This window comes from Roseobacter sp. CCS2 (assembly GCF_000169435.1).
In the GTDB taxonomy this organism is placed as follows: Bacteria; Pseudomonadota; Alphaproteobacteria; order Rhodobacterales; family Rhodobacteraceae; genus Yoonia.
Genome location: NZ_AAYB01000001.1, coordinates 468,079 through 488,383, shown reverse-complemented (window position 1 = coordinate 488,383; position 20,305 = coordinate 468,079). Strand labels below are relative to the sequence as shown.

23 protein-coding genes and 1 pseudogene are annotated in these 20,305 nt (G+C 54.9%); 13 read left to right on the top strand and 11 right to left on the bottom strand.

Annotation, left to right across the window (positions count from 1 at the left end):
* The first annotated feature begins 17 nt into the window (after positions 1–17).
* The gene (locus RCCS2_RS02510) at positions 18–785 is read left to right on the top strand and encodes an IclR family transcriptional regulator (RefSeq protein WP_008231061.1); all 768 of its coding nucleotides are present in this window, start codon (positions 18–20) and stop codon (positions 783–785) included.
* On the opposite strand, the pseudogene RCCS2_RS02505 reads toward RCCS2_RS02510, so the two are convergent.
* Positions 782–976 (bottom strand): annotated as a pseudogene (locus tag RCCS2_RS02505) (hypothetical protein); the annotation flags it as partial. The gene RCCS2_RS02510 and the pseudogene RCCS2_RS02505 overlap by 4 nt on opposite strands.
* Positions 977–1,161: 185 nt before the next feature.
* Here RCCS2_RS02505 and fnrL point away from each other — a divergent pair.
* Positions 1,162–1,881, top strand: coding sequence for a transcriptional regulator FnrL (gene fnrL, locus RCCS2_RS02500; protein WP_008231059.1), 720 nt, complete (start codon positions 1,162–1,164; stop codon positions 1,879–1,881).
* A gap of 371 nt (positions 1,882–2,252) precedes the next feature.
* Positions 2,253–3,182 (top strand): hypothetical protein, encoded by a 930-nt coding sequence (locus RCCS2_RS02495; RefSeq protein WP_156788403.1) that lies wholly within the window; start codon positions 2,253–2,255, stop codon positions 3,180–3,182.
* Between the two features lie 135 nt (positions 3,183–3,317).
* On the opposite strand, the gene RCCS2_RS02490 is transcribed toward RCCS2_RS02495, so the two are convergent.
* Positions 3,318–4,151 (bottom strand): universal stress protein, encoded by an 834-nt coding sequence (locus RCCS2_RS02490; RefSeq protein ID WP_037293079.1) that lies wholly within the window; start codon positions 4,149–4,151, stop codon positions 3,318–3,320.
* A gap of 220 nt (positions 4,152–4,371) precedes the next feature.
* Between RCCS2_RS02490 and ccoN the strand changes: the two genes are divergently transcribed.
* Genes ccoN through ccoP form a run of 4 tightly spaced genes read left to right on the top strand, consistent with a single transcriptional unit; the run spans position 4,372 to position 7,815 of the window.
* Positions 4,372–5,967, top strand: coding sequence for a cytochrome-c oxidase, cbb3-type subunit I (gene ccoN, locus RCCS2_RS02485; protein ID WP_008231054.1), 1,596 nt, complete (start codon positions 4,372–4,374; stop codon positions 5,965–5,967).
* Positions 5,968–5,980: 13 nt separating this feature from the next.
* Positions 5,981–6,742, top strand: a complete 762-nt coding sequence (gene ccoO, locus RCCS2_RS02480) for a cytochrome-c oxidase, cbb3-type subunit II (protein WP_008231053.1) — start codon at positions 5,981–5,983, stop codon at positions 6,740–6,742.
* Between the two features lie 12 nt (positions 6,743–6,754).
* The gene (locus tag RCCS2_RS02475) at positions 6,755–6,946 is read left to right on the top strand and encodes a CcoQ/FixQ family Cbb3-type cytochrome c oxidase assembly chaperone (protein ID WP_008231052.1); all 192 of its coding nucleotides are present in this window, start codon (positions 6,755–6,757) and stop codon (positions 6,944–6,946) included.
* Complete coding sequence (ccoP, locus tag RCCS2_RS02470) at positions 6,943–7,815, top strand: cytochrome-c oxidase, cbb3-type subunit III (protein ID WP_008231051.1); 873 nt, start codon at positions 6,943–6,945, stop codon at positions 7,813–7,815. Before RCCS2_RS02475 ends, ccoP begins: the two co-directional genes overlap by 4 nt.
* 117 nt (positions 7,816–7,932) lie before the next feature.
* On the opposite strand, the gene RCCS2_RS02465 is transcribed toward ccoP, so the two are convergent.
* A complete protein-coding gene (locus tag RCCS2_RS02465) occupies positions 7,933–8,220 on the bottom strand; it encodes an SH3 domain-containing protein (protein ID WP_008231050.1) in 288 nt (95 codons plus the stop codon).
* A 111-nt stretch (positions 8,221–8,331) separates the two neighbouring features.
* Complete coding sequence (locus RCCS2_RS02460) at positions 8,332–8,832, bottom strand: Lrp/AsnC family transcriptional regulator (RefSeq protein WP_008231049.1); 501 nt, start codon at positions 8,830–8,832, stop codon at positions 8,332–8,334.
* 164 nt (positions 8,833–8,996) lie between these two features.
* On the opposite strand from RCCS2_RS02460, the gene trxB reads away from it, so the two are divergent.
* The 3 genes from trxB (at position 8,997) to RCCS2_RS02445 (ending at position 12,535) form a co-directional block, all read left to right on the top strand.
* Entirely contained in the window at positions 8,997–9,965 is a 969-nt protein-coding gene (gene trxB / locus RCCS2_RS02455) for a thioredoxin-disulfide reductase (protein ID WP_037293433.1), read from the top strand.
* 178 nt (positions 9,966–10,143) lie between these two features.
* Positions 10,144–11,853, top strand: coding sequence for a bifunctional sulfate adenylyltransferase/adenylylsulfate kinase (locus RCCS2_RS02450; protein ID WP_037293431.1), 1,710 nt, complete (start codon positions 10,144–10,146; stop codon positions 11,851–11,853).
* 85 nt (positions 11,854–11,938) lie between these two features.
* A complete protein-coding gene (locus RCCS2_RS02445; RefSeq protein ID WP_008231041.1) occupies positions 11,939–12,535 on the top strand; it encodes an RNA ligase family protein in 597 nt (198 codons plus the stop codon).
* A 28-nt stretch (positions 12,536–12,563) separates the two neighbouring features.
* On the opposite strand, the gene RCCS2_RS02440 is transcribed toward RCCS2_RS02445, so the two are convergent.
* Together RCCS2_RS02440 and RCCS2_RS02435 are read right to left on the bottom strand one after the other, a co-directional pair.
* Positions 12,564–12,788, bottom strand: coding sequence for a DUF1150 family protein (locus RCCS2_RS02440; protein ID WP_008231040.1), 225 nt, complete (start codon positions 12,786–12,788; stop codon positions 12,564–12,566).
* Positions 12,789–12,791: 3 nt separating this feature from the next.
* Positions 12,792–13,205, bottom strand: a complete 414-nt coding sequence (locus RCCS2_RS02435; protein WP_037293074.1) for an Hsp20 family protein — start codon at positions 13,203–13,205, stop codon at positions 12,792–12,794.
* Between the two features lie 166 nt (positions 13,206–13,371).
* Between RCCS2_RS02435 and RCCS2_RS02430 the strand changes: the two genes are divergently transcribed.
* The 3 genes from RCCS2_RS02430 to RCCS2_RS02420 all read left to right on the top strand — a co-directional run bounded on the left by RCCS2_RS02430 (position 13,372) and on the right by RCCS2_RS02420 (position 15,208).
* Positions 13,372–13,590, top strand: a complete 219-nt coding sequence (locus RCCS2_RS02430; protein ID WP_037293428.1) for a YdcH family protein — start codon at positions 13,372–13,374, stop codon at positions 13,588–13,590.
* A gap of 63 nt (positions 13,591–13,653) precedes the next feature.
* Complete coding sequence (gene purE, locus RCCS2_RS02425; RefSeq protein ID WP_008231037.1) at positions 13,654–14,142, top strand: 5-(carboxyamino)imidazole ribonucleotide mutase; 489 nt, start codon at positions 13,654–13,656, stop codon at positions 14,140–14,142.
* Complete coding sequence (locus RCCS2_RS02420; protein WP_037293072.1) at positions 14,135–15,208, top strand: 5-(carboxyamino)imidazole ribonucleotide synthase; 1,074 nt, start codon at positions 14,135–14,137, stop codon at positions 15,206–15,208. Before purE ends, RCCS2_RS02420 begins: the two co-directional genes overlap by 8 nt.
* Before the next feature lie 4 nt (positions 15,209–15,212).
* Here RCCS2_RS02420 and RCCS2_RS02415 read toward each other — a convergent pair whose 3' ends face one another.
* The 5 genes from RCCS2_RS02415 to groL form a co-directional block, all read right to left on the bottom strand.
* Positions 15,213–15,938, bottom strand: coding sequence for an alpha/beta fold hydrolase (locus tag RCCS2_RS02415; RefSeq protein WP_008231035.1), 726 nt, complete (start codon positions 15,936–15,938; stop codon positions 15,213–15,215).
* A gap of 43 nt (positions 15,939–15,981) precedes the next feature.
* Positions 15,982–16,827, bottom strand: a complete 846-nt coding sequence (locus RCCS2_RS02410; protein WP_008231034.1) for a DMT family transporter — start codon at positions 16,825–16,827, stop codon at positions 15,982–15,984.
* A 21-nt stretch (positions 16,828–16,848) separates the two neighbouring features.
* The gene (locus tag RCCS2_RS02405) at positions 16,849–17,694 is read right to left on the bottom strand and encodes an NAD(P)-dependent oxidoreductase (protein WP_008231033.1); all 846 of its coding nucleotides are present in this window, start codon (positions 17,692–17,694) and stop codon (positions 16,849–16,851) included.
* A gap of 82 nt (positions 17,695–17,776) precedes the next feature.
* On the bottom strand, positions 17,777–18,400 hold the full coding sequence (locus tag RCCS2_RS02400; RefSeq protein WP_156788451.1) for a LysE family translocator: 624 nt from the start codon (positions 18,398–18,400) through the stop codon (positions 17,777–17,779).
* 228 nt (positions 18,401–18,628) lie between these two features.
* Positions 18,629–20,272 carry a chaperonin GroEL gene (gene groL / locus RCCS2_RS02395; protein ID WP_037293423.1) on the bottom strand — a complete coding sequence of 548 codons (1,644 nt, stop codon included), beginning with the start codon at positions 20,270–20,272 and terminating at the stop codon, positions 18,629–18,631.
* Positions 20,273–20,305: the final 33 nt, after the last annotated feature.

Here is a 20,305-nt window from a genome sequence, read left to right as displayed (position 1 = left end):
GCGCATAGGGTAGCGATATGAAAGACGAGGACACCGGTCAAATTCCGACGAACCTGCGGCTGTTATTGCTGTTGGAGGAAGTCGCGAAGGTCGGTGTCCCCGTCACCCCATCTGTCGTGAATGAAACCTTGGGTCTGCCCAAACCCACCATTCACCGCCTTTTCGCCACAGCAGAGGCCGAAGGTTTCCTGCAACGCGATATCGACGGCCGGTCCTATAGCCCTGGCAAACGGATGCGCCTACTGTCGATCAATACGCTGTCTTCTGAACGGGTACGCACCGTGCGTCTGGCGGTGCTGAAATCACTTGCCGTGAAGGTGGGCGAAACCTGCAACCTTGCGATCCCGGAACGCGAAGGCATGTTCTATCTGGACCGGGTTGAGACACATTGGCCGCTACGTATCCAACTGCCGGTCGGCACCCAAGTCCCGTTTCACTGTACGGCCAGCGGTAAGATGTATCTATCGACGTTGCGCCCTGATTACCTTGATCGTTTTTTGAAGAACCATAGTCTGGACAAGCAAACCGATCAGACAATTACAGATCCTGCCAAGCTGCAAGACGAGTTGGTAAAGACACGTGAGCGAGGCTATTCCACTGACAATGAAGAATTCATGCCGGGCATGACAGCCATCGCCGTGCCGATCCTTGATAACCGCGGGCGGCTTTTGTCGACCTTGTCGATCCACGCGCCGGAACAGCGGCGTCACCTGCCTGATCTGGTAGAGTATCTTGAGCCGTTGCGTGCCGCCGCAGATGAGCTGGCGGCAATCGTGGGCCGCTAAATTTGCGTTGTATGTGAGGCCGTCATGACGCCGATCCCGCCAACAAGGATCAAGCTAAGCGCCCAGACCACGTCCAAATTGAACCAGCTGCGGGTCAGAAATTTCAGACCAAGCCAGAAATACATGCCTGTTGCCAACGCGCCACCTGCGAGGGTCATCGCTGCGGTGTGAACGCCCGCCACGATGAAGGCCGGACGCCAAAAATGCTGGCGTTAAATGTCTTACAATTGGATAGAGTATGGGATCACGGGTGCTGACCGAGTCAAGAAAAAACTGTCAGCAGAACTAGACACTGACCTGCGTCAGAATTACCCTTGGTGAAGGCTGCACGTTTGGTTCATAGTGATGTCAGCCAAATCGACCGGGGATTCATCCTATGACGCTTGCCGTCCCGAAACTGCGCTCCTGCGCGGACTGTCCGATCCGTTACAATGCAGTTTGCTCAAAATGCGAACCGGATGAATTGGATCAGCTGGAAGAGATTAAATATTACCGCACATATTCCGCCGGTCAGACGATTTTTTTCGGGGGTGACCCGTTGGAGTTCGTGGGCTCTGTTGTATCGGGCGTTGCAAGCCTGACCCGTACTTTACCTGATGGCCGCGTGCAGATGGTTGGCCTGTTGTTGCCCGGCGATTTTATCGGCCGACCCAATCGCGATACTATAGATTGTGATGTGGTCGCCGAGACGGATGTGATGCTGTGTTGTTTCCGCCGCAAACCCTTTGAGGGTATGATCGAACAAACGCCCCATGTCGGTCAGCGGTTGCTTGAGATGACGTTGGATGAATTGGATGCAGCGCGCGAATGGATGCTGGTGTTGGGCCGTAAGACCGCGCGCGAAAAGATCGCCTCGCTTTTGCATATGATTGCGGTGCGCATGGCATCATTGAAGCCCGGTGAGACCGCTGAAATGACGTTTACACTGCCAATTACCCGCGAAACCATGGCGAATTATCTGGGCCTGACGATTGAAACGGTAAGCCGCCAGATGTCGGCACTGAAAAAGGATGGCTTTATCGCCTTTGACGAGCGGCGCGATATTCGGGTGCCGGACATTGAGGCGCTAAAGGCTGAAACGGGTGAGGATGGGTAACTGCGGGAGGTCTGCTTTGAGCCCATCCGGATCAGTGCCTTGGAACATGCGAACGACAGCTTTGTCGTAATGCTAATTTTATAGGCAACCGTATCGGCCTGAAGAATGGTGATGACTTGCGTCATGGCTCAGACAGGCTGTGGGCACTTCCCGTATTTTATCCCGTTTATTTCCTATGGTTTTGGACAAAGCAAAAAATCATCTGATGCCTTGCATGGTGTCCAAGCGTGACAGGAACTTGGCGTCTATCCTGTGGTCGATATTTGATAACATCCTTGGTGCTGCATAAACTCGGACCATAAAATTGACAATCATCCCGGTTGGCAGATCAAGAAGGTTAAATCATGAAATTTGCGCTCACTGTCGGCCTTATGACTATGTCTCTTGCAGCCTGCACCGCACAAGACATTTCGACACCACCTGCACCCGCTCTCGTTGACGAATACCGTCCGACGACCCGCTCGGCACAGGTCGAAGAGCTCCGGGTAGCGGTTGCGCGCTACAGTGACTTCGCGGTAGCGCGTCGCGAGGGCTGGCGACCATTTGGCGACGACGAGCCGTTGATGGGCACGCATTACTACAACGAATCCGCACCAGATTACGTGGCGGGCGACGCGCTTGATTTCAGCCGCCCGAACAATCTGATGTATACCGAAATCGGCGGTCAACAGGTGCTGACCGGTGTTGCCTTTGTAGTCCGGATTGGTCCGGGAGAATCGGTGCCTGATGGGTTTGCAGGGTCCATGGACCGATGGCACGTTCACGACTTCGTCGCTGCAATCGATGCAGCCGCAGAAGAGCGCCCCATCCTTGGGGGCATCGCCAACTGGTGGCTCGACCAGAACTACCGCAATAAGGGCGATAATCGTGGTCGCCTGGCGATGGTCCATGCCTGGGTAACGCTTGAGAACCCGGATGGGATGTTTGCAGACTTCAATCGGACCCTTCCATACCGCAAGCTCGACCTGCCGGAGAGATATTGGCAAGGCGCCAGCATTGCCGCCGCGCGTGGACTGAACCTCGCTACTGATGGTGGGTGCGATACGCAGAACGGAACGCTCTGGATTGCCAATGTGACACGCAGCCAGGACCGCGCAATCAAGCAGGCCTGCCGGATTGGCGCGGATGAGGTGCGGTCAGCGATCTCAGAAGGCGGCAAGTCCCGCATCAACACAGCGGGCGAACAGGCCTGGGCAAGGTTCGATGCCGTTTGGCAGCAAACCCTGACGCCTACGCAACGTCGCCGGATCGCCGCAATGAGTGAGCATGGTGGCGACGGACATGAAGGTATGAAACATTGATTGATGACGTCAAAGTGTCGTGTTGCATTAGCCAAAGAACATCCTACGAATTACGCCCAACTGAACTGCCACCAGCAAAAGCGGGCACCTAGATGGACACAACAAATAATAACTTTGCCCGCACAACAGACATCTTCACCGCGACATCAGGATCGGCAGATCAGCGGTTTCCAACAGATTACGTGTGGCCCCGCCAAAGACGGCTTCGCGCAGGCGTGAATGGCCGTAGGCGCCGCTGACGATCATTTGTGCACCAACCTCTTTTGCGCGGCGTAGTAGGATATCGCCGATATGCGGTTCCGTTTTTGCAAGCACTGCCACCTCTGATTTAGTGCCATGGCGCATCAGGTATTGTGCCATGGCCCCACCGGGGTCGGACCTGTCCGCCGCATGCGCGGGCGGATCAATAATGCAAATATCGGCAACATCCGCTTGTTCAAGCAATGGCAGGGCGGCACGGGCGGCGGCCAATGCTTCGGCCCCGTCGTTCCATCCCATCAGGACGTGGCCACCTGCATCAGGGGCTTTGCAGCCTTTTGGGATCATTAAAACAGGGCGCTCGGCGGCAAAAAGGCAAGCTTCGACCAAAGTCGCAGCCTCTGGATTGTTCTGATACGGTTTGGGAAGAACGACCAAATCAGAAAACCGCAACTTGCGCGCAAGGTATCCGGTCAGGGCAGGCCCCTGCACAGTGGCCGTTTGCATGGACCAGCGCACCAGTTCACCATGCATGCGGTCATTCAGCCAAACTTCGATCTTGTCGCGTTGCGCCATGGCATCGCGGGTCTGTTCGGCGATCATCAGCGCCTCGGCACCCATATAATAGTTGTTCGTTTCGGTGTGGCTGATCGTGACGACATAGACGTCAAGATGCGCGCCCATGCGATCAGCAAGTGAAATGGCAGCATCCAGCCCTTCTGTGGACTGGTCCGTGTCTGTCAGAATCGTCGCAATGATCTTGTACGTCATTGGTTCGGCCTTCCCCATATCGGTTCAACGCAGGGGGGCGATCGTTCGCGCAAACCGCTCCTCAAACAAAGACTGCCAAGCTTGGGGCGTTATCGCCTTGATCCATATCAAGTGCGCCATTGATCCACATCAAAGACCCCGCGCCCATCAGATTCCATAAGCGAAAATACCAAGTAGTTGTCGGACCCGTTTGCGATCCGGCCAAGGAAGGGGATCTCTTATGGGGAACTATATCAAGTTGATCGCATTGGGGGGCGTTGCGCTCTTTGCTGCTGTTGCTGCAAATTGGGGACGTGATGTATCCTACATCGTCCATGCCATGATTATCTTGGCCGTTGCAGGTTTCATGTTTGTGCGTGTTCTTCGCAAAATGGATGAGCCGGTTTACGCAACACCTGACGGCTACATGGACGATGTTATCCGTGCCGGCGTCATTGCGACAGGTTTCTGGGGTGTTGTTGGATTTCTTGTTGGGGTGGTCATCGCCTTCCAGCTGGCTTTTCCGCAGCTCAACTTCGAGGTTCTTCAACCTTACGGCAATTTCGGACGTTTGCGCCCACTGCACACCAGTGCGGTGATTTTTGCGTTCGGGGGCAACGCCCTGATCATGTCGTCCTTCTACATCGTGCAGCGTACTTGCGGTGCGCGGCTGTGGGGCGGCAATCTGGCTTGGTTCGTGTTTTGGGGTTACAACCTTTTCATTATCCTGGCCGCGACCGGATATCTGCTTGGTGGCACACAATCCAAAGAATACGCCGAACCTGAATGGTACGTTGATATCTGGCTGACAATCGTCTGGGTGGCGTTCTTGCTGGTTTATCTTGGGACCATCTTCAAACGCACGGAAAAGCATATCTATGTGGCGAACTGGTTCCTGCTGTCGTTCATTGTGACGGTTGCGATGCTGCATATCGTTAATAATATTTCGATCCCTGTCAGCATCTGGGGCAGCAAATCTGTGCAGGTCTTTAGCGGTGTGCAAGATGCGATGGTGCAATGGTGGTACGGTCATAACGCGGTGGGCTTTTTCCTGACTGCGGGTTTCCTTGGCATGATGTACTACTTCGTGCCCAAGCAGGCGGGGCGTCCGGTCTTTTCCTACAAACTGTCCATCATCCACTTCTGGGCCCTGATCTTTCTCTATATCTGGGCAGGTCCACACCACTTGCACTACACAGCGCTGCCGGATTGGGCATCGACCCTTGGTATGGTCTTTTCGATCATCCTGTGGATGCCAAGCTGGGGTGGCATGATCAACGGCCTGATGACGCTGCAAGGCGCATGGGACAAGCTGCGCACCGATCCGATCATTCGGATGATGGTGATCAGCCTTGCCTTCTACGGCATGTCCACATTCGAAGGCCCGATGATGTCGATCCGCGCGGTCAACAGCCTGTCACACTATACAGACTGGACCATCGGTCACGTACATTCGGGTGCGCTGGGCTGGAACGGGATGATTACGTTCTCTGCACTTTACTTCCTCACACCAAAACTGTGGGGCAGGGCACAGATGTATTCCATGTCTGCGATCAACTGGCACTTCTGGTTGGCCACAATCGGTATCATCCTTTACGCGGCCTCAATGTGGGTCACGGGGATCATGGAAGGTCTGATGTGGCGCGAAGTCGACGCAAACGGGTTCCTTGTGAACAGCTTTGCCGACACCGTTTCCGCGAAGTTCCCGATGTATGTGGTCCGTGGCCTTGGTGGGGTTCTGTACCTCAGCGGCGCGCTGATCATGGCGTGGAACATGTTCATGACCATCCGAGGTGGCGCACGTGTCGCTGCCCCGGTTGGCGTGCCGGCAGAATAAGGAGGGCTGGAAAATGTCTGAGACAACACCAAACGACGCACCGGCCAAAGGCTTTCTTGCCAAGCACGCATTTCTTGAGCGTAGCCCGACGTTGCTGCTTGTGTCCTCCCTTTTGGTGGTCATGGTCGGCGGGATCGTCGAAATTGCACCTTTGTTTTACCTCGAAAACACCATCGAGGAAGTCGACGGCGTGCGACCATATTCCCCGCTGGAACTGGCAGGGCGCGATGTCTACGTCCGCGAAGGGTGTTATGTGTGCCACAGCCAGATGATCCGTCCTATGCGGGACGAGGTTGAGCGCTATGGTCACTACTCACTTGCTGCGGAATCCATGTACGACCATCCGTTTCAATGGGGGTCCAAACGGACCGGGCCAGATTTGGCCCGTGTGGGGGGCAAATACTCTGACGCTTGGCATCTTGATCACTTGATCGCGCCGCGTTCTGTGGTGCCTGAATCGATCATGCCGGGCTATGCCTACCTGCTCGATACCCAAGTCAATGCAGAGTACACCGCTGACCTTGTCGCCACCCATCGCTTTGTCGGCGTGCCTTACACTGACGATATGATCGAAGTGGCAGCGGCTGATACATTGGCGCAAGCCGACCCGGATACAGACGCATACGACGATCTGCTTGAACGATATCCGGGCGCACAAATCCGCAACTTTGATGGTGAACCGGGCGTGTCCGAAATGGACGCTTTGATAGCTTATCTGCAAATGCTAGGCACGACGGTCGACTTTTCGACCTTCACCCCAGACGCAAGCCGCTAGGAGGGTATACAGATGGAAAACACCTCTTTTCTGGCTGAAGTCGCAGACAACTGGATGCTTGTGGTCATGTTCACGCTGTTTATCGGGGCCATCCTTTGGGCGCTTCGTCCCGGCAGCCGTGACGTCCACGACGAGACGGCAAACATTCCTTTCCGCAACGAGGACCACCCCGGTTCTTCCGAGACTGAGGATCTGCAAAAATGAGCAGCAATGATCAAAAAGACATTGACGAAGTCACAGGGACCGACACAACCGGTCACTCTTGGGATGGGATCAAAGAGCTGAATAACCCCTTGCCGCGCTGGTGGCTTTGGTGCTTCTACATCACCATTGTCTGGGGCATCGCCTATACAATCGCTTACCCTGCATGGCCGTTGGTCAGCAGCGCGACCTCGGGCATGTTGGGCTATTCGACACGTGGTGAAGTCGCCCAGGATATCGCGCGTTTCGAAGACGCCAACGCCGAAATTTCAGCGCAGCTTGCCGCGGCGGACCTGAACGTATTGAATGAAAACCCTGAACTGCTGCGGTATGCGAATTCTGCCGGTGGTGCGGTGTTTCGTAACAATTGTTCGCAATGCCACGGGTCCGGTGCGGCTGGGTTCGTTGGCTATCCCAACTTGTTGGATGATGATTGGCTTTGGGGCGGTGATTTCGCGAGCATCGAATATACCGTTCGCCATGGCATCCGGAACGAAGAAGACTGGGATGCGCGGTGGTCAGAAATGACGGCTTATGACGACATTTTCAGCAACGATGAGGTTGATCAGGTTGTGCAATATGTGCGTCTGATTTCCGGACAGGAACATGACGCAGGCTTGGCTGCTGCGGGTGAAGGACTGTTTTTGGACAATTGCGCGGCCTGTCATGGCGACAATGGCATGGGCAACCGTGATCTGGGTGCGCCGAACCTGACCGATGCGATCTGGCTTTATGGTGGTGATCTGGCAAGTCTGGAAGAAACGGTGCGCTATGCACGCTTTGGTGTGATGCCCCCATGGGGCGAACGCCTGAGCGAAGCCGAAATCAAAGCAGTTACCGCTTATGTCCACCAGTTGGGCGGCGGCGAATAAGCATCACCGGCCTAAAGCCATCTGTTCGCGCAAAGGCTTTGGGTTTACGTGAAGGAAAGGGCGTCCGCTGCAGTGGACGCCCTTTTCGTTTTAGAATTGTGCCACTTTTCAGTATCATCAACGCTCTGAGATATAATCAGCCGAAACATATCCTGAAATCTGCGGCGCATCAGCAAGCGAAACCCTGCACCAACGTTGCCCCACTTCGGTGACGCAATCCTGTCGGTTAAGCGCGGTGCCATCAGGCAGCCCCAAAATGATATTAAACCCAAGTCCCGGACCCGAGCGCAGTTTAAGCAGTTCGTCAGGACCCGTGCCTTTGACCAACGTTCTGTCGCCGGTTTGCAATGCGCAACCAGCAGCGAACACCACGATAAAGAAAAACGGAAAAGCACTGCGTTTCATGATTTGACCTCATTGTTGTTCGTGGCAATAGACACAGATTTTCATGCAATCCGGGCCTGTTACAACAGCCATTTCTTTTGGCAAATTTAGATATTTTAGATGAAAATATGTTTAGGCTTCTTGTGCCAAACGCGCCTCAAGCACATCAAAAGGCACGCCGGGTTCATCCTTGGCCCCACGAATAACCAATGAGGTTTTTACTGACGCCACATTCTCTGCGCTGGTTAGGTCCTCGGTCAAAAACCGCTGGAATGACCGCAGGTCAGGGGCGACACATTTCAGGATGAAATCAACCTCACCATTAAGCATGTGACATTCGCGCACAAGCGGCCAGCCTTGGCAAAGACCTTCAAATGCACTGAGGTCCGCTTCGGCCTGACTAACCAATCCGACCATCGCAAAAACTTGCACCTCAAACCCAAGTTCGCGGGAATTAACATCAGCATGATAGCCTTGGATAAATCCCTGTTCCTCCAACGTGCGCACGCGGCGCAAACACGGCGGGGCAGAGATTCCCACACGCTTGGCCAATTCGACATTGGTCATACGCCCATCAGCCTGTAGTTCAGCCAGAATCATCCGGTCAATTTCATCTAATTTAGTGCCCGGCATCAAATGCCCCCCGATATTTTTGCAAATACTACGCTGATGTAGGTGTGGGCGCAAGAATGTTTCAAGATGTCGCAACAAAAGAACGTGTGAAGCTTGCGCTTTGTTGGCCTTTTCTCATGGCCTTTGCGGCGCTATATCGGGTTCAACATATTAATGAGGCTGCCATGACCGACACGCGACATATCAAAGTTCTGATCATCGGATCCGGCCCTGCGGGCTATACCGCTGGTGTTTACGCAGCACGCGCAATGTTGGAACCCGTGTTGATTCAAGGGATCGAACCGGGCGGGCAGCTGACCACAACAACAGAAGTTGAAAACTGGCCCGGTGATACCGAGGTGCAGGGCCCCGACCTGATGGTGCGGATGGAAGCGCACGCACGTGCAATGGGGTGCGAGATCGTGGGCGATATCGTCACATCCTTGGATTTACAGAAACGTCCGTTCACGGCGACGTGTGACAGTGGTGCGGTCTATACGGCCGACGCTGTGATCTTGTGCACTGGTGCGCGGGCAAAGTGGCTTGGTCTGCCGTCGGAAGAAAAGTTTAAAGGCTTCGGTGTCAGCGCCTGCGCGACCTGTGATGGCTTCTTTTATCGCGGCCAAGAAATTGTCGTTGTCGGTGGCGGGAATACAGCCGTGGAAGAGGCGCTGTTTCTGACGAATTTTGCGTCCAAAGTGACATTGGTGCATCGCCGGGATGAACTGCGGGCAGAGAAAATTTTGCAAAACCGGCTGTTTAATAACCCCAAGATTGAAACGCTTTGGTTCCATGAGGTCGAGGAAGTCCACGGTGCAGACACCCCACTGGGGGTGGAAGGGGTGCGTGTGAAACATACCCAAACGGGCGAGATCACAGATATCGCGGCCAAGGGTGTTTTTGTGGCGATCGGCCATGCCCCAGCGAACGAGCTGATCAAGGATCAATTGGAAACGCATAATGGCGGGTACGTAAAAGTGGCACCCGGCACGACCAAAACTGAAATCCCAGGTGTCTTTGCCGCTGGCGATCTGACAGATCATATTTACCGTCAGGCGGTCACATCGGCTGGTATGGGCTGCATGGCGGCGCTTGATGCAGAAAAATACATCGCCGAAATGGAAGATGCGGGCGCGGTCGCCGCGGCAGAGTAGACTTTCAAGACGTCTATTATCTAACGTTTCAGGCTAAAGTTGCGCGCTTAAAGCGCTCAAGTGCCCGTTGTGTCAGCGGTCTGACAATGCTGCGTTGTTTTTGCCTATGTTCGCTGGACATTCTGTTTGTGACTGGTCTATGCCACCGCTCATTGAACCAGTAACCGTTGAGATTAAGATGTCATTAGATTTAGCACCCATTCCCGAACTCTATGTTTCTTACGAGAGTTCCCAAAAGATGAAGCTGGAAGCGGCAGAGCTGACCAGCCACGATATGTCGCCACGTCAGATTTGCGATCTGGAACTGTTGATGAATGGCGGATTTAACCCGCTGAAGGGTTTTCTGTCGCAGGCAGACTACGAAAGTGTCGTCGACACAATGCGGCTTGTTGACGGCACGCTGTGGCCAATGCCAATTACGCTCGATGTGTCCGAAGGCTTTGCCGAAACGGTTGAGCTTGGACAGGATATCGCCCTGCGTGATCAAGAGGGCGTTATTCTTGCCACGATGACCGTCACTGACAAATGGGTGCCAAACAAGGCGCATGAGGCAAAGAAAGTCTTTGGCGCAGACGACAGCGCGCATCCGGCTGTGAACTATCTGCATAACAGTGCGGGTGCGGTTTATCTGGGCGGCCCAATTACGGGTATCCAGCAGCCTGTTCACTATGATTTCCGCGCGCGCCGCGATACACCAAACGAATTGCGCGCCTATTTTCGCAAATTGGGTTGGCGCAAGGTTGTGGCCTTCCAGACCCGCAACCCACTGCACCGCGCCCATCAGGAATTGACCTTTCGTGCCGCGAAAGAAGCGCAAGCAAACCTGTTGATCCACCCCGTTGTGGGCATGACCAAGCCGGGAGATATTGATCACTTTACCCGCGTGCGATGCTACGAGGCTGTGCTGGACCAGTATCCGTCGTCCACGACAACCATGTCCTTGCTGAACCTTGCCATGCGCATGGCTGGCCCGCGCGAGGCTGTCTGGCATGGGCTGATCCGCAAAAATCATGGCTGCACGCATTTCATCGTTGGGCGTGACCATGCGGGACCGGGTAAAAATTCAGCAGGTGAGGATTTTTACGGCCCCTATGACGCACAAGACCTGTTTCGCGAACATCAGGCTGAAATGGGCATCGAAATGGTCGACTTTAAGCACATGGTTTATGTGCAGGACCGCGCCCAATACGAGCCAGCGGATGAGATTGCCGATAAGGATGACGTGACAATCCTGAATATTTCAGGGACGGAGTTGCGCCGTCGTTTGGCCGAAGGTTTGGAAATTCCAGAATGGTTTTCTTTCCCGGCGGTGGTCGAAGAATTGCGCAAGACGCGCCCTCCACGGGCGGACCAGGGGTTCACCGTGTTTTTCACGGGTTTCTCTGGCTCAGGCAAATCGACCGTCGCCAACGCGTTGATGGTCAAACTGATGGAAATGGGCGGACGCCCGGTAACATTGCTGGATGGTGATATCGTCCGCAAGAACCTGTCGTCAGAGCTGGGCTTTAGCAAAGAACACCGCGACCTGAACATCCGCCGTATCGGGTATGTGGCTTCCGAGATCACCAAGAACGGTGGCATCGCGATCTGTGCGCCAATTGCACCTTATGCCACAACGCGCCGCGCTGTGCGTGAAGACATTGAGCAGTTTGGCGCATTTGTTGAGGTGCACGTCGCGACCTCAATCGAAGAATGTGAACGCCGGGACCGCAAAGGCCTTTATAAGCTGGCGCGCGCAGGCAAGATCAAAGAGTTCACCGGGATTTCCGATCCCTATGATGCGCCTGAAAACCCTGAGTTGCGTCTGGAAACGGAAAGCATTCCTGTTGATAACTGCGCACATCAGGTTTTGCTGAAACTTGAAAGCCTTGGGCTGATCAAGGCGTAAGGCACTTTGCCACGCATCTTAGATTTGCCAAATTGGGAAGAAATTTAAGATGCGTGTCAAATATCCGCGAACGCTCCATCATCCTATGTCGCCGGGGGTGCAATCGGACGATAAGATCGCATCCGATCTGGGTGCATTTGAAGGTGCTGAAGTCGTCATAACTGAGAAGATGGATGGAGAGAATACGACCTTATATGCGGACGGGTTTCATGCCCGTTCGCTTGATAGCGGTCGGCATCCATCGCGAGATTGGCTGGCGCGATTTCAAGCTGAACGTGGATATCTGATTCCACCTGGGTGGCGTATCTGCGGCGAGAATCTGTATGCCCGTCATGCGTTGGCTTATGAGGATCTTCCTGCTTATTTTCTGGGTTTTTCTGTCTGGAATGATGCGAACGACTGCTTGTCTTGGGATGAAACTCTGGCGCGATTTACTGATTGGAATGTTGAACCTGTGCGCACCCTTTGGCGCGGTACTTTCGGGCCGACAACCGTTTTGGACGTCACAGGCGAGCTTAACCTCGACCAAGTCGAGGGCTGTGTGATCCGTCTTGCATCAGCGTTTCAAATCTCGAACTTCCAGCGTTCAGTTATGAAATGGGTCAGACCTGGTCACGTGCAGCCCGGCGCGCAGCATTGGTCAAAATGCCCGATGATCCCGAATGGATTGAGCAAAGCGTAAGATGGATTACTGATCCATCTTACTCGTTTCAGTGAACCGTCACAGGTTCCATGTTGTTCTCACGCGCAAGGTGAAATGCTAGCTTGCGGTCTGCGACCAGCGCCAGTTGTTCGCCTTCTGCATTATGCACCGAAAACAGCTCTTCCAGATCACCGACTTTTGCCCGCATCTCATCGGGTAGATCAGCGGCCAGGATAGGCTTCACATAGACAATACCCTGCTCGAACTTCTCAAAATCAAATTTGGTATCCATAGCTTATCCTTTCTTGATATTGATGGTTTGGACAATACGCTCTGGTACAGCGCGGGTCAGATCGACGTGGAGCAGACCATTTTCCATAATCGCTTCGCCGACATCAACGCCATCAGCCAGCACAAATGAGCGCTGAAACTGGCGCGCAGCAATACCGCGATGCAAAAACACACGGCCTTCACCATCGTCTGACTGACGCCCGCGGATCACAAGCGCGCTGTCTTCGACGGTGATCGCCAGATCACCCTCGGCAAAGCCGGCTACGGCCAGCGTGATCCGGTAAGAATTCTCTGAAGTTTGCTCGATATTATAGGGGGGGTAACCCTCGTTCCCGCTTTTCGCGGTGCGTTCGACCAGCCGTTCCAGCTGTTCAAACCCCAAAAGGAACGGATGTGTTCCCAAAGCCAATTTTGTCATACGACACGTCCTTTTCTTAAGCGACTGTCTGGTTTTGGCCCCGCGTGCGGCGACCATTGCTAAAAATATGGGGTTCCGGGGTGCATTGATCAAGAGGAAGTATTAGGTTCTTCACGACGAAGCGGTGTAGATTACCGTAACACATTGCTTGATGGATCCCCTGTCGATGAACACATCCGCCGAAATGGAACAAGACGAGGTTCTTCGGGTCAAACTCGCCGTGCTGCGCGTCGAACACCGCGATCTGGACGAGGCGATCGAGGCGCTGCATGCCCGCGGGTCATCCGATATGCTGACGCTGAAACGCCTCAAGAAGCAAAAGCTGGCCTTGAAAGATCAGATTACCCAACTTGAAGACCGAATTTTGCCAGATATCATCGCATGATAGCATTGCCGCGCGGCCTGCCTTGGCTATAGTGCCGCTTCCTTATGAAGGTGGGACAATGCGATGACCAAACCCCTTGTCGGTATCATTATGGGCAGCCAGTCTGACTGGCCCACGCTGCGTGAGGCAGCCGATGTGCTTGATGAATTGGGCGTGGCTTACGAGACCAAGATCGTGTCGGCGCACCGCACCCCAGACCGGCTTTGGGAATATGGCAAGACAGCCGTAGACCGCGGTTTGCAGGTGATTATTGCGGGTGCCGGTGGTGCGGCGCATTTGCCAGGCATGATGGCTTCTAAAACACGGGTGCCGGTGGTTGGCGTTCCTGTGCAGACCAATGCGCTTTCGGGTGTTGATAGTCTTTATTCGATCTTGCAAATGCCGCGCGGTTATCCGGTTGCGACCATGGCGATTGGGGCTGCGGGGGCAAAGAATGGTGGTCTGATGGCTGCCGGTATTCTTGCTTTGCAAGACCCCGATCTTGCCACACGTTTGGACGGCTGGCGCGCAGCACTCAGCGCGTCGATCCCGGATGAGCCAAGCGATGACTAGGCCTTTGCCCGTTGGGGCCACAATCGGTATCTTGGGTGGCGGGCAACTCGGCCGTATGCTGTCGGTTGCCGCAGCCCGTCTGGGGCTCAAAACCCACATCTTTGAACCCGGGGCGCATGCCCCCGCGGGCGACGTGGCGCATCTGGTGACCACAGCCAGCTATGAAGATAAGGACGCTCTGACAGCTTTCGGCAATTCCGTCGATGTTATCACCTACGAGTTTGAAAACATTCCCACCAGCGCCCTTGATCTGCTGGAAACGCTGGCCCCGATCCATCCGGACAGGCGGGCACTTGCCACAAGTCAGGATCGGTTAACAGAGAAGGCATTCCTACAAGACCTTGGCCTGCAAACAGCCCCCTTCGCAGATATCGCAGATGCAACAGACCTAAAGGCAGCGGTTACCGATATTGGCACGCCTGCGATCCTGAAGACCCGGCGCTTTGGTTATGATGGCAAAGGGCAGGCGCGGATCATGTCACCTACAGATGCCGATCAGGCGCTGGCCGATATGGCTGGCGCGCCTGCGATCCTTGAGGGTTTTGTGAATTTCAGTCATGAAGTTTCGGTCATTGGCGCCCGGGGGCCATCGGGCGATGTGGCGTGTTACGATCCCGGCGAAAATGTCCATGACGCCGGTATTTTGCGGACGACAACAGTGCCGGCCAAATTGACCTCCGGCCAGCGGACCGATGCAGTCCTGATCGCCGCCCGCATTCTGAACGCGCTGGACTATGTGGGTGTTATGGGGGTCGAGCTTTTCGTGACGTCGCAGGGTCTGATCGTGAACGAAATTGCCCCGCGTGTGCACAATTCGGGGCATTGGACACAGAATGGATGCACAATTTGTCAGTTTGAACAGCATATTCGTGCTGTGGCTGGCTGGCCGCTTGGGGCTGGTACGCGGCATTCAGATGTCGTGATGGAAAACCTGATTGGCGATGATATGGACCGCGTACCTGAACTGGCCAAAACCGACGCCGCAATTCATCTTTATGGCAAGGCCGACGTGAAAGCAGGTCGCAAGATGGGACACATCAACCGGGTGATACGATCTGCATCATAGCCGGTTAATCGGTGCCAAAGATGATGCCCGTCAGACTAAGGTTTCGATCAAAAACCCCATCGCGCAGAAATGCAAGCACCTCTTCTATGACAAGTGGGTTGTTCATCATGAAAGTATGCGTCACCGGCAAGACGAGGTGGTCCTGCATGCCGTCCAATCGGGTCGAGGCCACAGAAACTTTGCCGTCATCCGGCCCTTCGATCAAGGCGGAATAGACCGGATTAAGCGTCCGGTTCCCTGCAATAATCCCAATCTCATAGGGCAGATTATCAAGCCGGTTGGGCAAGCTGTCTTCTTCTGTCCCCAGTTGCAGGCCCGCCGGGCCATTGACCCATTGAAACGGTTCGAAATCGCCAAAGATATCTACCAGCTCGGACCCGTTGTTGGGTGGTCCCAACATCACAACACGCCCCATCTGTTCGGGCCGGTTATTCGTTAACCAGGCGCGCACAAGGATCCCGCCCATCGAATGGGTCACGAAATTCACACGCCTTTCACCGCAGGCCGCAACGTCTTCGGCAAGGTGTTCATCGACCAACGTTTGAATTTTGGCAGTTGTCGACGGGTAGCCGCGATTGATGGCCAGATAACCTTCGTCTTCCAGCACCAGTTGCAGCGGTGTGAATGAAATCTCAGTGCGGGCCAGCCCGTGCAGCATCACGACACACTCCTCCGCCATGGCTGCGGAAGCGGTGAAAATGCCAAAAATGGACGCCCAGAAAACTCTCATGCCTTTAAAGTAGCACCGACCGGCCTGCGCAAAACCCCTGAAGTCAAGAAACCTTGCGTCGCGCTGTCAATGACACTGCAATACCACCTAAAACCAACCCGGCGGCGATGATTAAGCGCAGTGTCAGCGGCTCGTCCAAAAACAGCACGCCTGCGGCAATGGCAATGACCGGGACGCTAAGTTGCGCGATCCCTGCAACCGTTGTCGGCAAAAAGGGTAGGGCGCGATACCACAGCGCATAGCCAAGCCCGGATGTAATTGCGCCTGCGATGATCGCAGTGATGATCCCTTGCGACGGCATTGTACCTATGCCCGACCAGATCATCGCGATGGCGACCAAAGGCAAGCACAGCAGAAAGTTGCCTGCGGTTGCACCCAGTGGATCGGCCTCTGCCCGGCCCAGTAGCGTGTAAACGGCCCAAGCGGCACCTGCGACAGTCATGGAAATCGCGCCACCTAACGGTACAGGTGCGTCGCCGCCGGGCCAAAGCAAAACGCATAGGCCCAGCAACGCGATAGACGCGCCGACCCAGCGCAACATCGGTATTTTGCCGCCTTCGATGATAGCCCAGCCAAACACAACGACTTGCAGCACACCAAACAAGATCAGCGCGCCCAGTCCTGCATCCAACGTGATATATGCCCAAGAGAACCCAACCATATAGACAGCCAACGCCGTCGCGCCCGCCAGTCTTTTGGCGGAAAATACGATGGGTCGTGGCGCTTTGCGCGCTATCACCAACACCCAAAGCATGCCCGCACCAGCGCCTGTCCGGACTGTCGCAAAATTCATCGGGTCCATGCCTTGCAGTGCCACGCCAATCCGGTTCAGCACGGAATTGGCCGCAAAAGCACACATAACAAGCGCGACAAGCGCAAAGAGCCTCATGTGTGATGCCCCGCCAAGCTGCTAGCCACGATGATAGGCTGCCGAAACAAGTGCGGCGGGATCGGCATGACCCAGCCCCTCGTCCAGTGCAACACGTTGCCTTTCGGCTGTATGGTCCAAGGTTGGTGATGCCAGCCCATAGGCTTGGACAACGCGCCGGAATACATCGTTATCTTTGTGGGCCGCTTGAATTTCAAAGCCTACTGTTTCGTCTTCGCCAAGGATCTTTGGAATACGATCTGCGATCATTGGCATGCCAGCAGGCCCGCCGCATAGGATACGTAACGCTGTTTCCAAAGGCAGACCTGCGCGTTTGGCCAAAGGCATCATATCGTCCAGACCGCTGAAATAGCATTGGATCATGCTGTTGTTGATGGTCTTCATGACAATGCCGGTCCCCAGTGGCCCGACATGAAAAATACGGCCTGAAAATCCCGCGATAGTGGTCTGCGCGCGCGCTGCTGCTGCGGCGTCGCCACCAATGAAAACGCCACATGCGCCTGCCAGCACAAGTTCCGGCCCGCCAGAGATGGGGGCATCAACAGCGGTTGCCCCTTTTGCTGTGATGCGTTCGATCCTATCTTTTAGAATGGTTGGAACGACGGTGCTGGTTTCAATGATTTGCTTGCCGGTTAGATTCATCTCAAGGCAGCTGTCCAGAATACTGGCGACCGCTTCATCGTTGAGCAGGCTAAGGATTAATGTATTGCTTTGCGCGACCAGCGTGCCAAGACTATCGGCAATTTCAACGCCCTCTACCGTTCTGCCGCTGCGGGTCCACCCGGTGACCTGATGCCCCTGCGCCTGCATACGCCTGGCAATTGCGCTGCCCATGCGCCCTAGTCCGATAACGCCGATGCGTTCCATACCGTCTCTCCCTGTTCGATGCGTAGAGTTGATACCGGATGCGTCAGAATGGGAAGGGTCACAGCCTATTTTGATAGGTGTGTCAATTTGATGGGATCGCGCGGTATCCTTTGACGATCATCGCGACCCCGACCCCTGTCAGGCCAAGCCCACTAAGCACATCAACGTTTAACCAGCGTGATGCGGCACGTCTGACTGCCGCGCGGGTCAGCAGCGCATATGCAAGGATAGAAATAGCATCCAGCATGATGAACACCACGCCATAGACCACGCCTTGCCACAGGACATTGTGCTGCGGCGAAATGAAGGCTGGAAACAGCGCCACAAAAAAGACGATTGCCTTTGGGTTTGTCACACAGGCAAAGAAACCGGCCCAGAATGTGCCAGCGTCTGATTTCAGCGGTGCCGCACCCGTTGGATGCACGACGTGCCGAAAGCTTTGCCAAGCCATAAACAGGATAAAGCAGCCACCTGCGATTTGCAGGATTGGCAGAATGCGTTCGGATAGGGCGATCAGCACCGTCAGGCCACCAACCGCCACCGCGACATGCACCATCGTGCCCAACGCATCGCCGGCCACGGCGATATAAGCTGCGCGTGGACCCGACCGTAAGGCCTGTGCCGTTGCAAAAGCGACGGATGGTCCGGGAACAGCCACAAACATCAGCGTGGTCGTCAGGAAGGCAAGGAAAAGGACAGGGTCCATGTGGGATGTCATCCGTAAGGTAAAGGGGGGCGTTCGTTCTGCCAGAACGGTATCCGGTCCGCCGATGTCTTTCAATGGCGCCCGCCGCGCGTGGTTGAAGGCCAACGAAAAAGGGCGGCTCCCTATGGAACCGCCCTTCATTTTGCCGATGCGGGGTCAAAGCTTTTGCCATTTCATATGAAACGACTGCCGCTTTGCTGCCCGCGCCGAAACGCTTGGCGTTTCGGCTTACATCATGCCGCCCATGCCGCCCATGTCGGGCATGCCGCCGCCGGCTGCTGCACCTTCTTTGGCTGGTTTATCTGCAACCATGGCTTCGGTTGTGATCAGAAGGCCAGCGACAGATGCTGCATCTTGCAGGGCTGTGCGCACAACCTTGGCAGGGTCAATAACGCCGAACTTGAACATGTCGCCATATTCTTCGGTCTGTGCGTTAAAGCCGAATGCCTTGTCGTCGCTTTCGCGGATTTTGCCAGCAACGACGGACCCGTCGACACCAGAGTTTTCAGCGATCTGACGCAGTGGTGCTTCAATCGCCTTACGCACGATCGAGATACCAACGTTCTGGTCAGAGTTTGCACCCTCCAGACCGTCAAGCGCTTTGCCACCCTGGATCAGGGCAACGCCACCACCAACGACAACACCTTCCTGAACAGCGGCGCGAGTCGCGTTCAGGGCATCGTCAACGCGATCTTTGCGCTCTTTCACTTCCACTTCGGACATGCCGCCAACGCGGATCACAGCAACACCGCCTGCCAGTTTGGCAACGCGCTCTTGCAGCTTTTCACGGTCGTAGTCGGATGTTGTTTCTTCAATCTGACCACGAATCTGACCAACGCGTGCTTCGATCTCGGCTTTGTCGCCTGCACCATCAACGATTGTTGTTTCGTCCTTAGTGATGGCAACGCGCTTGGCTGTGCCCAGCATGTCGATTGTGACGCTTTCCAGCTTCATGCCCAGATCGTCCGAGATGACCTGACCACCGGTCAGGATCGCGATGTCCTGCAACATGGCTTTGCGACGGTCACCGAAACCAGGTGCCTTCACAGCAGCGATTTTCAGGCCGCCACGCAGCTTGTTCACAACCAAAGTGGCCAGTGCTTCGCCTTCGACATCTTCTGCGATGATCAAAAGTGGCTTGCCGGACTGGATCACTGATTCAAGCAATGGCACCATTGGCTGCAGCGAAGACAGCTTCTTTTCGTGCAGCAGGATGATCGGATCTTCCAGCTCTGTTGTCATCTTGTCAGGGTTTGTGACGAAGTAAGGGGACAGGTAACCGCGGTCGAACTGCATACCTTCCACAACGTCTGTTTCTGTTTCCAGACCCTTGTTTTCTTCAACAGTGATGACACCTTCGTTGCCAACCTTCTGCATCGCGTCTGCGATCTGGCGGCCGATTTCTTCTTCGCCGTTGGCAGAGATCGTACCAACCTGTGCGACTTCGTCGCTGTCGGATACGGGGCGAGAAGCGGATTTAATCGCTTCAACAACTTTCAGCGTGGCAAGGTCGATACCGCGCTTAAGGTCCATTGGGTTCATGCCAGCAGCAACAGATTTCATGCCTTCTTTGACAATCGCCTGAGCGAGTACTGTGGCAGTTGTTGTCCCGTCACCGGCTTCGTCGTTGGTGCGCGATGCAACTTCTTTGACCATCTGCGCGCCCATGTTTTCGAACTTGTCTTCAAGCTCGATCTCTTTGGCGACAGATACACCGTCTTTGGTAATGCGTGGGGCACCGAACGATTTGTCCAGTACAACGTTACGACCCTTTGGGCCCAGCGTAACCTTCACCGCGTTGGCGAGGGTGTTGACACCTGTCAGCATGCGGTTGCGTGCATCTGTGTCGAATTTGACGTCCTTAGCAGCCATTTTCATGTGCTCCTTGAATGAGATAAAGTGAGA

Coding starts and splice junctions, on each gene's coding strand:
- RCCS2_RS02510 (WP_008231061.1), top strand. CDS start 18: ATGAAAGACGAGGACACCGGTCAAATTCCGACGAACCTGCGGCTGTTA.
- fnrL (WP_008231059.1), top strand. CDS start 1,162: ATGACGCTTGCCGTCCCGAAACTGCGCTCCTGCGCGGACTGTCCGATC.
- RCCS2_RS02495 (WP_156788403.1), top strand. CDS start 2,253: ATGACTATGTCTCTTGCAGCCTGCACCGCACAAGACATTTCGACACCA.
- RCCS2_RS02490 (WP_037293079.1), bottom strand. CDS start 4,151: ATGACGTACAAGATCATTGCGACGATTCTGACAGACACGGACCAGTCC.
- ccoN (WP_008231054.1), top strand. CDS start 4,372: ATGGGGAACTATATCAAGTTGATCGCATTGGGGGGCGTTGCGCTCTTT.
- ccoO (WP_008231053.1), top strand. CDS start 5,981: ATGTCTGAGACAACACCAAACGACGCACCGGCCAAAGGCTTTCTTGCC.
- RCCS2_RS02475 (WP_008231052.1), top strand. CDS start 6,755: ATGGAAAACACCTCTTTTCTGGCTGAAGTCGCAGACAACTGGATGCTT.
- ccoP (WP_008231051.1), top strand. CDS start 6,943: ATGAGCAGCAATGATCAAAAAGACATTGACGAAGTCACAGGGACCGAC.
- RCCS2_RS02465 (WP_008231050.1), bottom strand. CDS start 8,220: ATGAAACGCAGTGCTTTTCCGTTTTTCTTTATCGTGGTGTTCGCTGCT.
- RCCS2_RS02460 (WP_008231049.1), bottom strand. CDS start 8,832: ATGCCGGGCACTAAATTAGATGAAATTGACCGGATGATTCTGGCTGAA.
- trxB (WP_037293433.1), top strand. CDS start 8,997: ATGACCGACACGCGACATATCAAAGTTCTGATCATCGGATCCGGCCCT.
- RCCS2_RS02450 (WP_037293431.1), top strand. CDS start 10,144: ATGTCATTAGATTTAGCACCCATTCCCGAACTCTATGTTTCTTACGAG.
- RCCS2_RS02445 (WP_008231041.1), top strand. CDS start 11,939: ATGTCGCCGGGGGTGCAATCGGACGATAAGATCGCATCCGATCTGGGT.
- RCCS2_RS02440 (WP_008231040.1), bottom strand. CDS start 12,788: ATGGATACCAAATTTGATTTTGAGAAGTTCGAGCAGGGTATTGTCTAT.
- RCCS2_RS02435 (WP_037293074.1), bottom strand. CDS start 13,205: ATGACAAAATTGGCTTTGGGAACACATCCGTTCCTTTTGGGGTTTGAA.
- RCCS2_RS02430 (WP_037293428.1), top strand. CDS start 13,372: ATGAACACATCCGCCGAAATGGAACAAGACGAGGTTCTTCGGGTCAAA.
- purE (WP_008231037.1), top strand. CDS start 13,654: ATGACCAAACCCCTTGTCGGTATCATTATGGGCAGCCAGTCTGACTGG.
- RCCS2_RS02420 (WP_037293072.1), top strand. CDS start 14,135: ATGACTAGGCCTTTGCCCGTTGGGGCCACAATCGGTATCTTGGGTGGC.
- RCCS2_RS02415 (WP_008231035.1), bottom strand. CDS start 15,938: ATGAGAGTTTTCTGGGCGTCCATTTTTGGCATTTTCACCGCTTCCGCA.
- RCCS2_RS02410 (WP_008231034.1), bottom strand. CDS start 16,827: ATGAGGCTCTTTGCGCTTGTCGCGCTTGTTATGTGTGCTTTTGCGGCC.
- RCCS2_RS02405 (WP_008231033.1), bottom strand. CDS start 17,694: ATGGAACGCATCGGCGTTATCGGACTAGGGCGCATGGGCAGCGCAATT.
- RCCS2_RS02400 (WP_156788451.1), bottom strand. CDS start 18,400: ATGGACCCTGTCCTTTTCCTTGCCTTCCTGACGACCACGCTGATGTTT.
- groL (WP_037293423.1), bottom strand. CDS start 20,272: ATGGCTGCTAAGGACGTCAAATTCGACACAGATGCACGCAACCGCATG.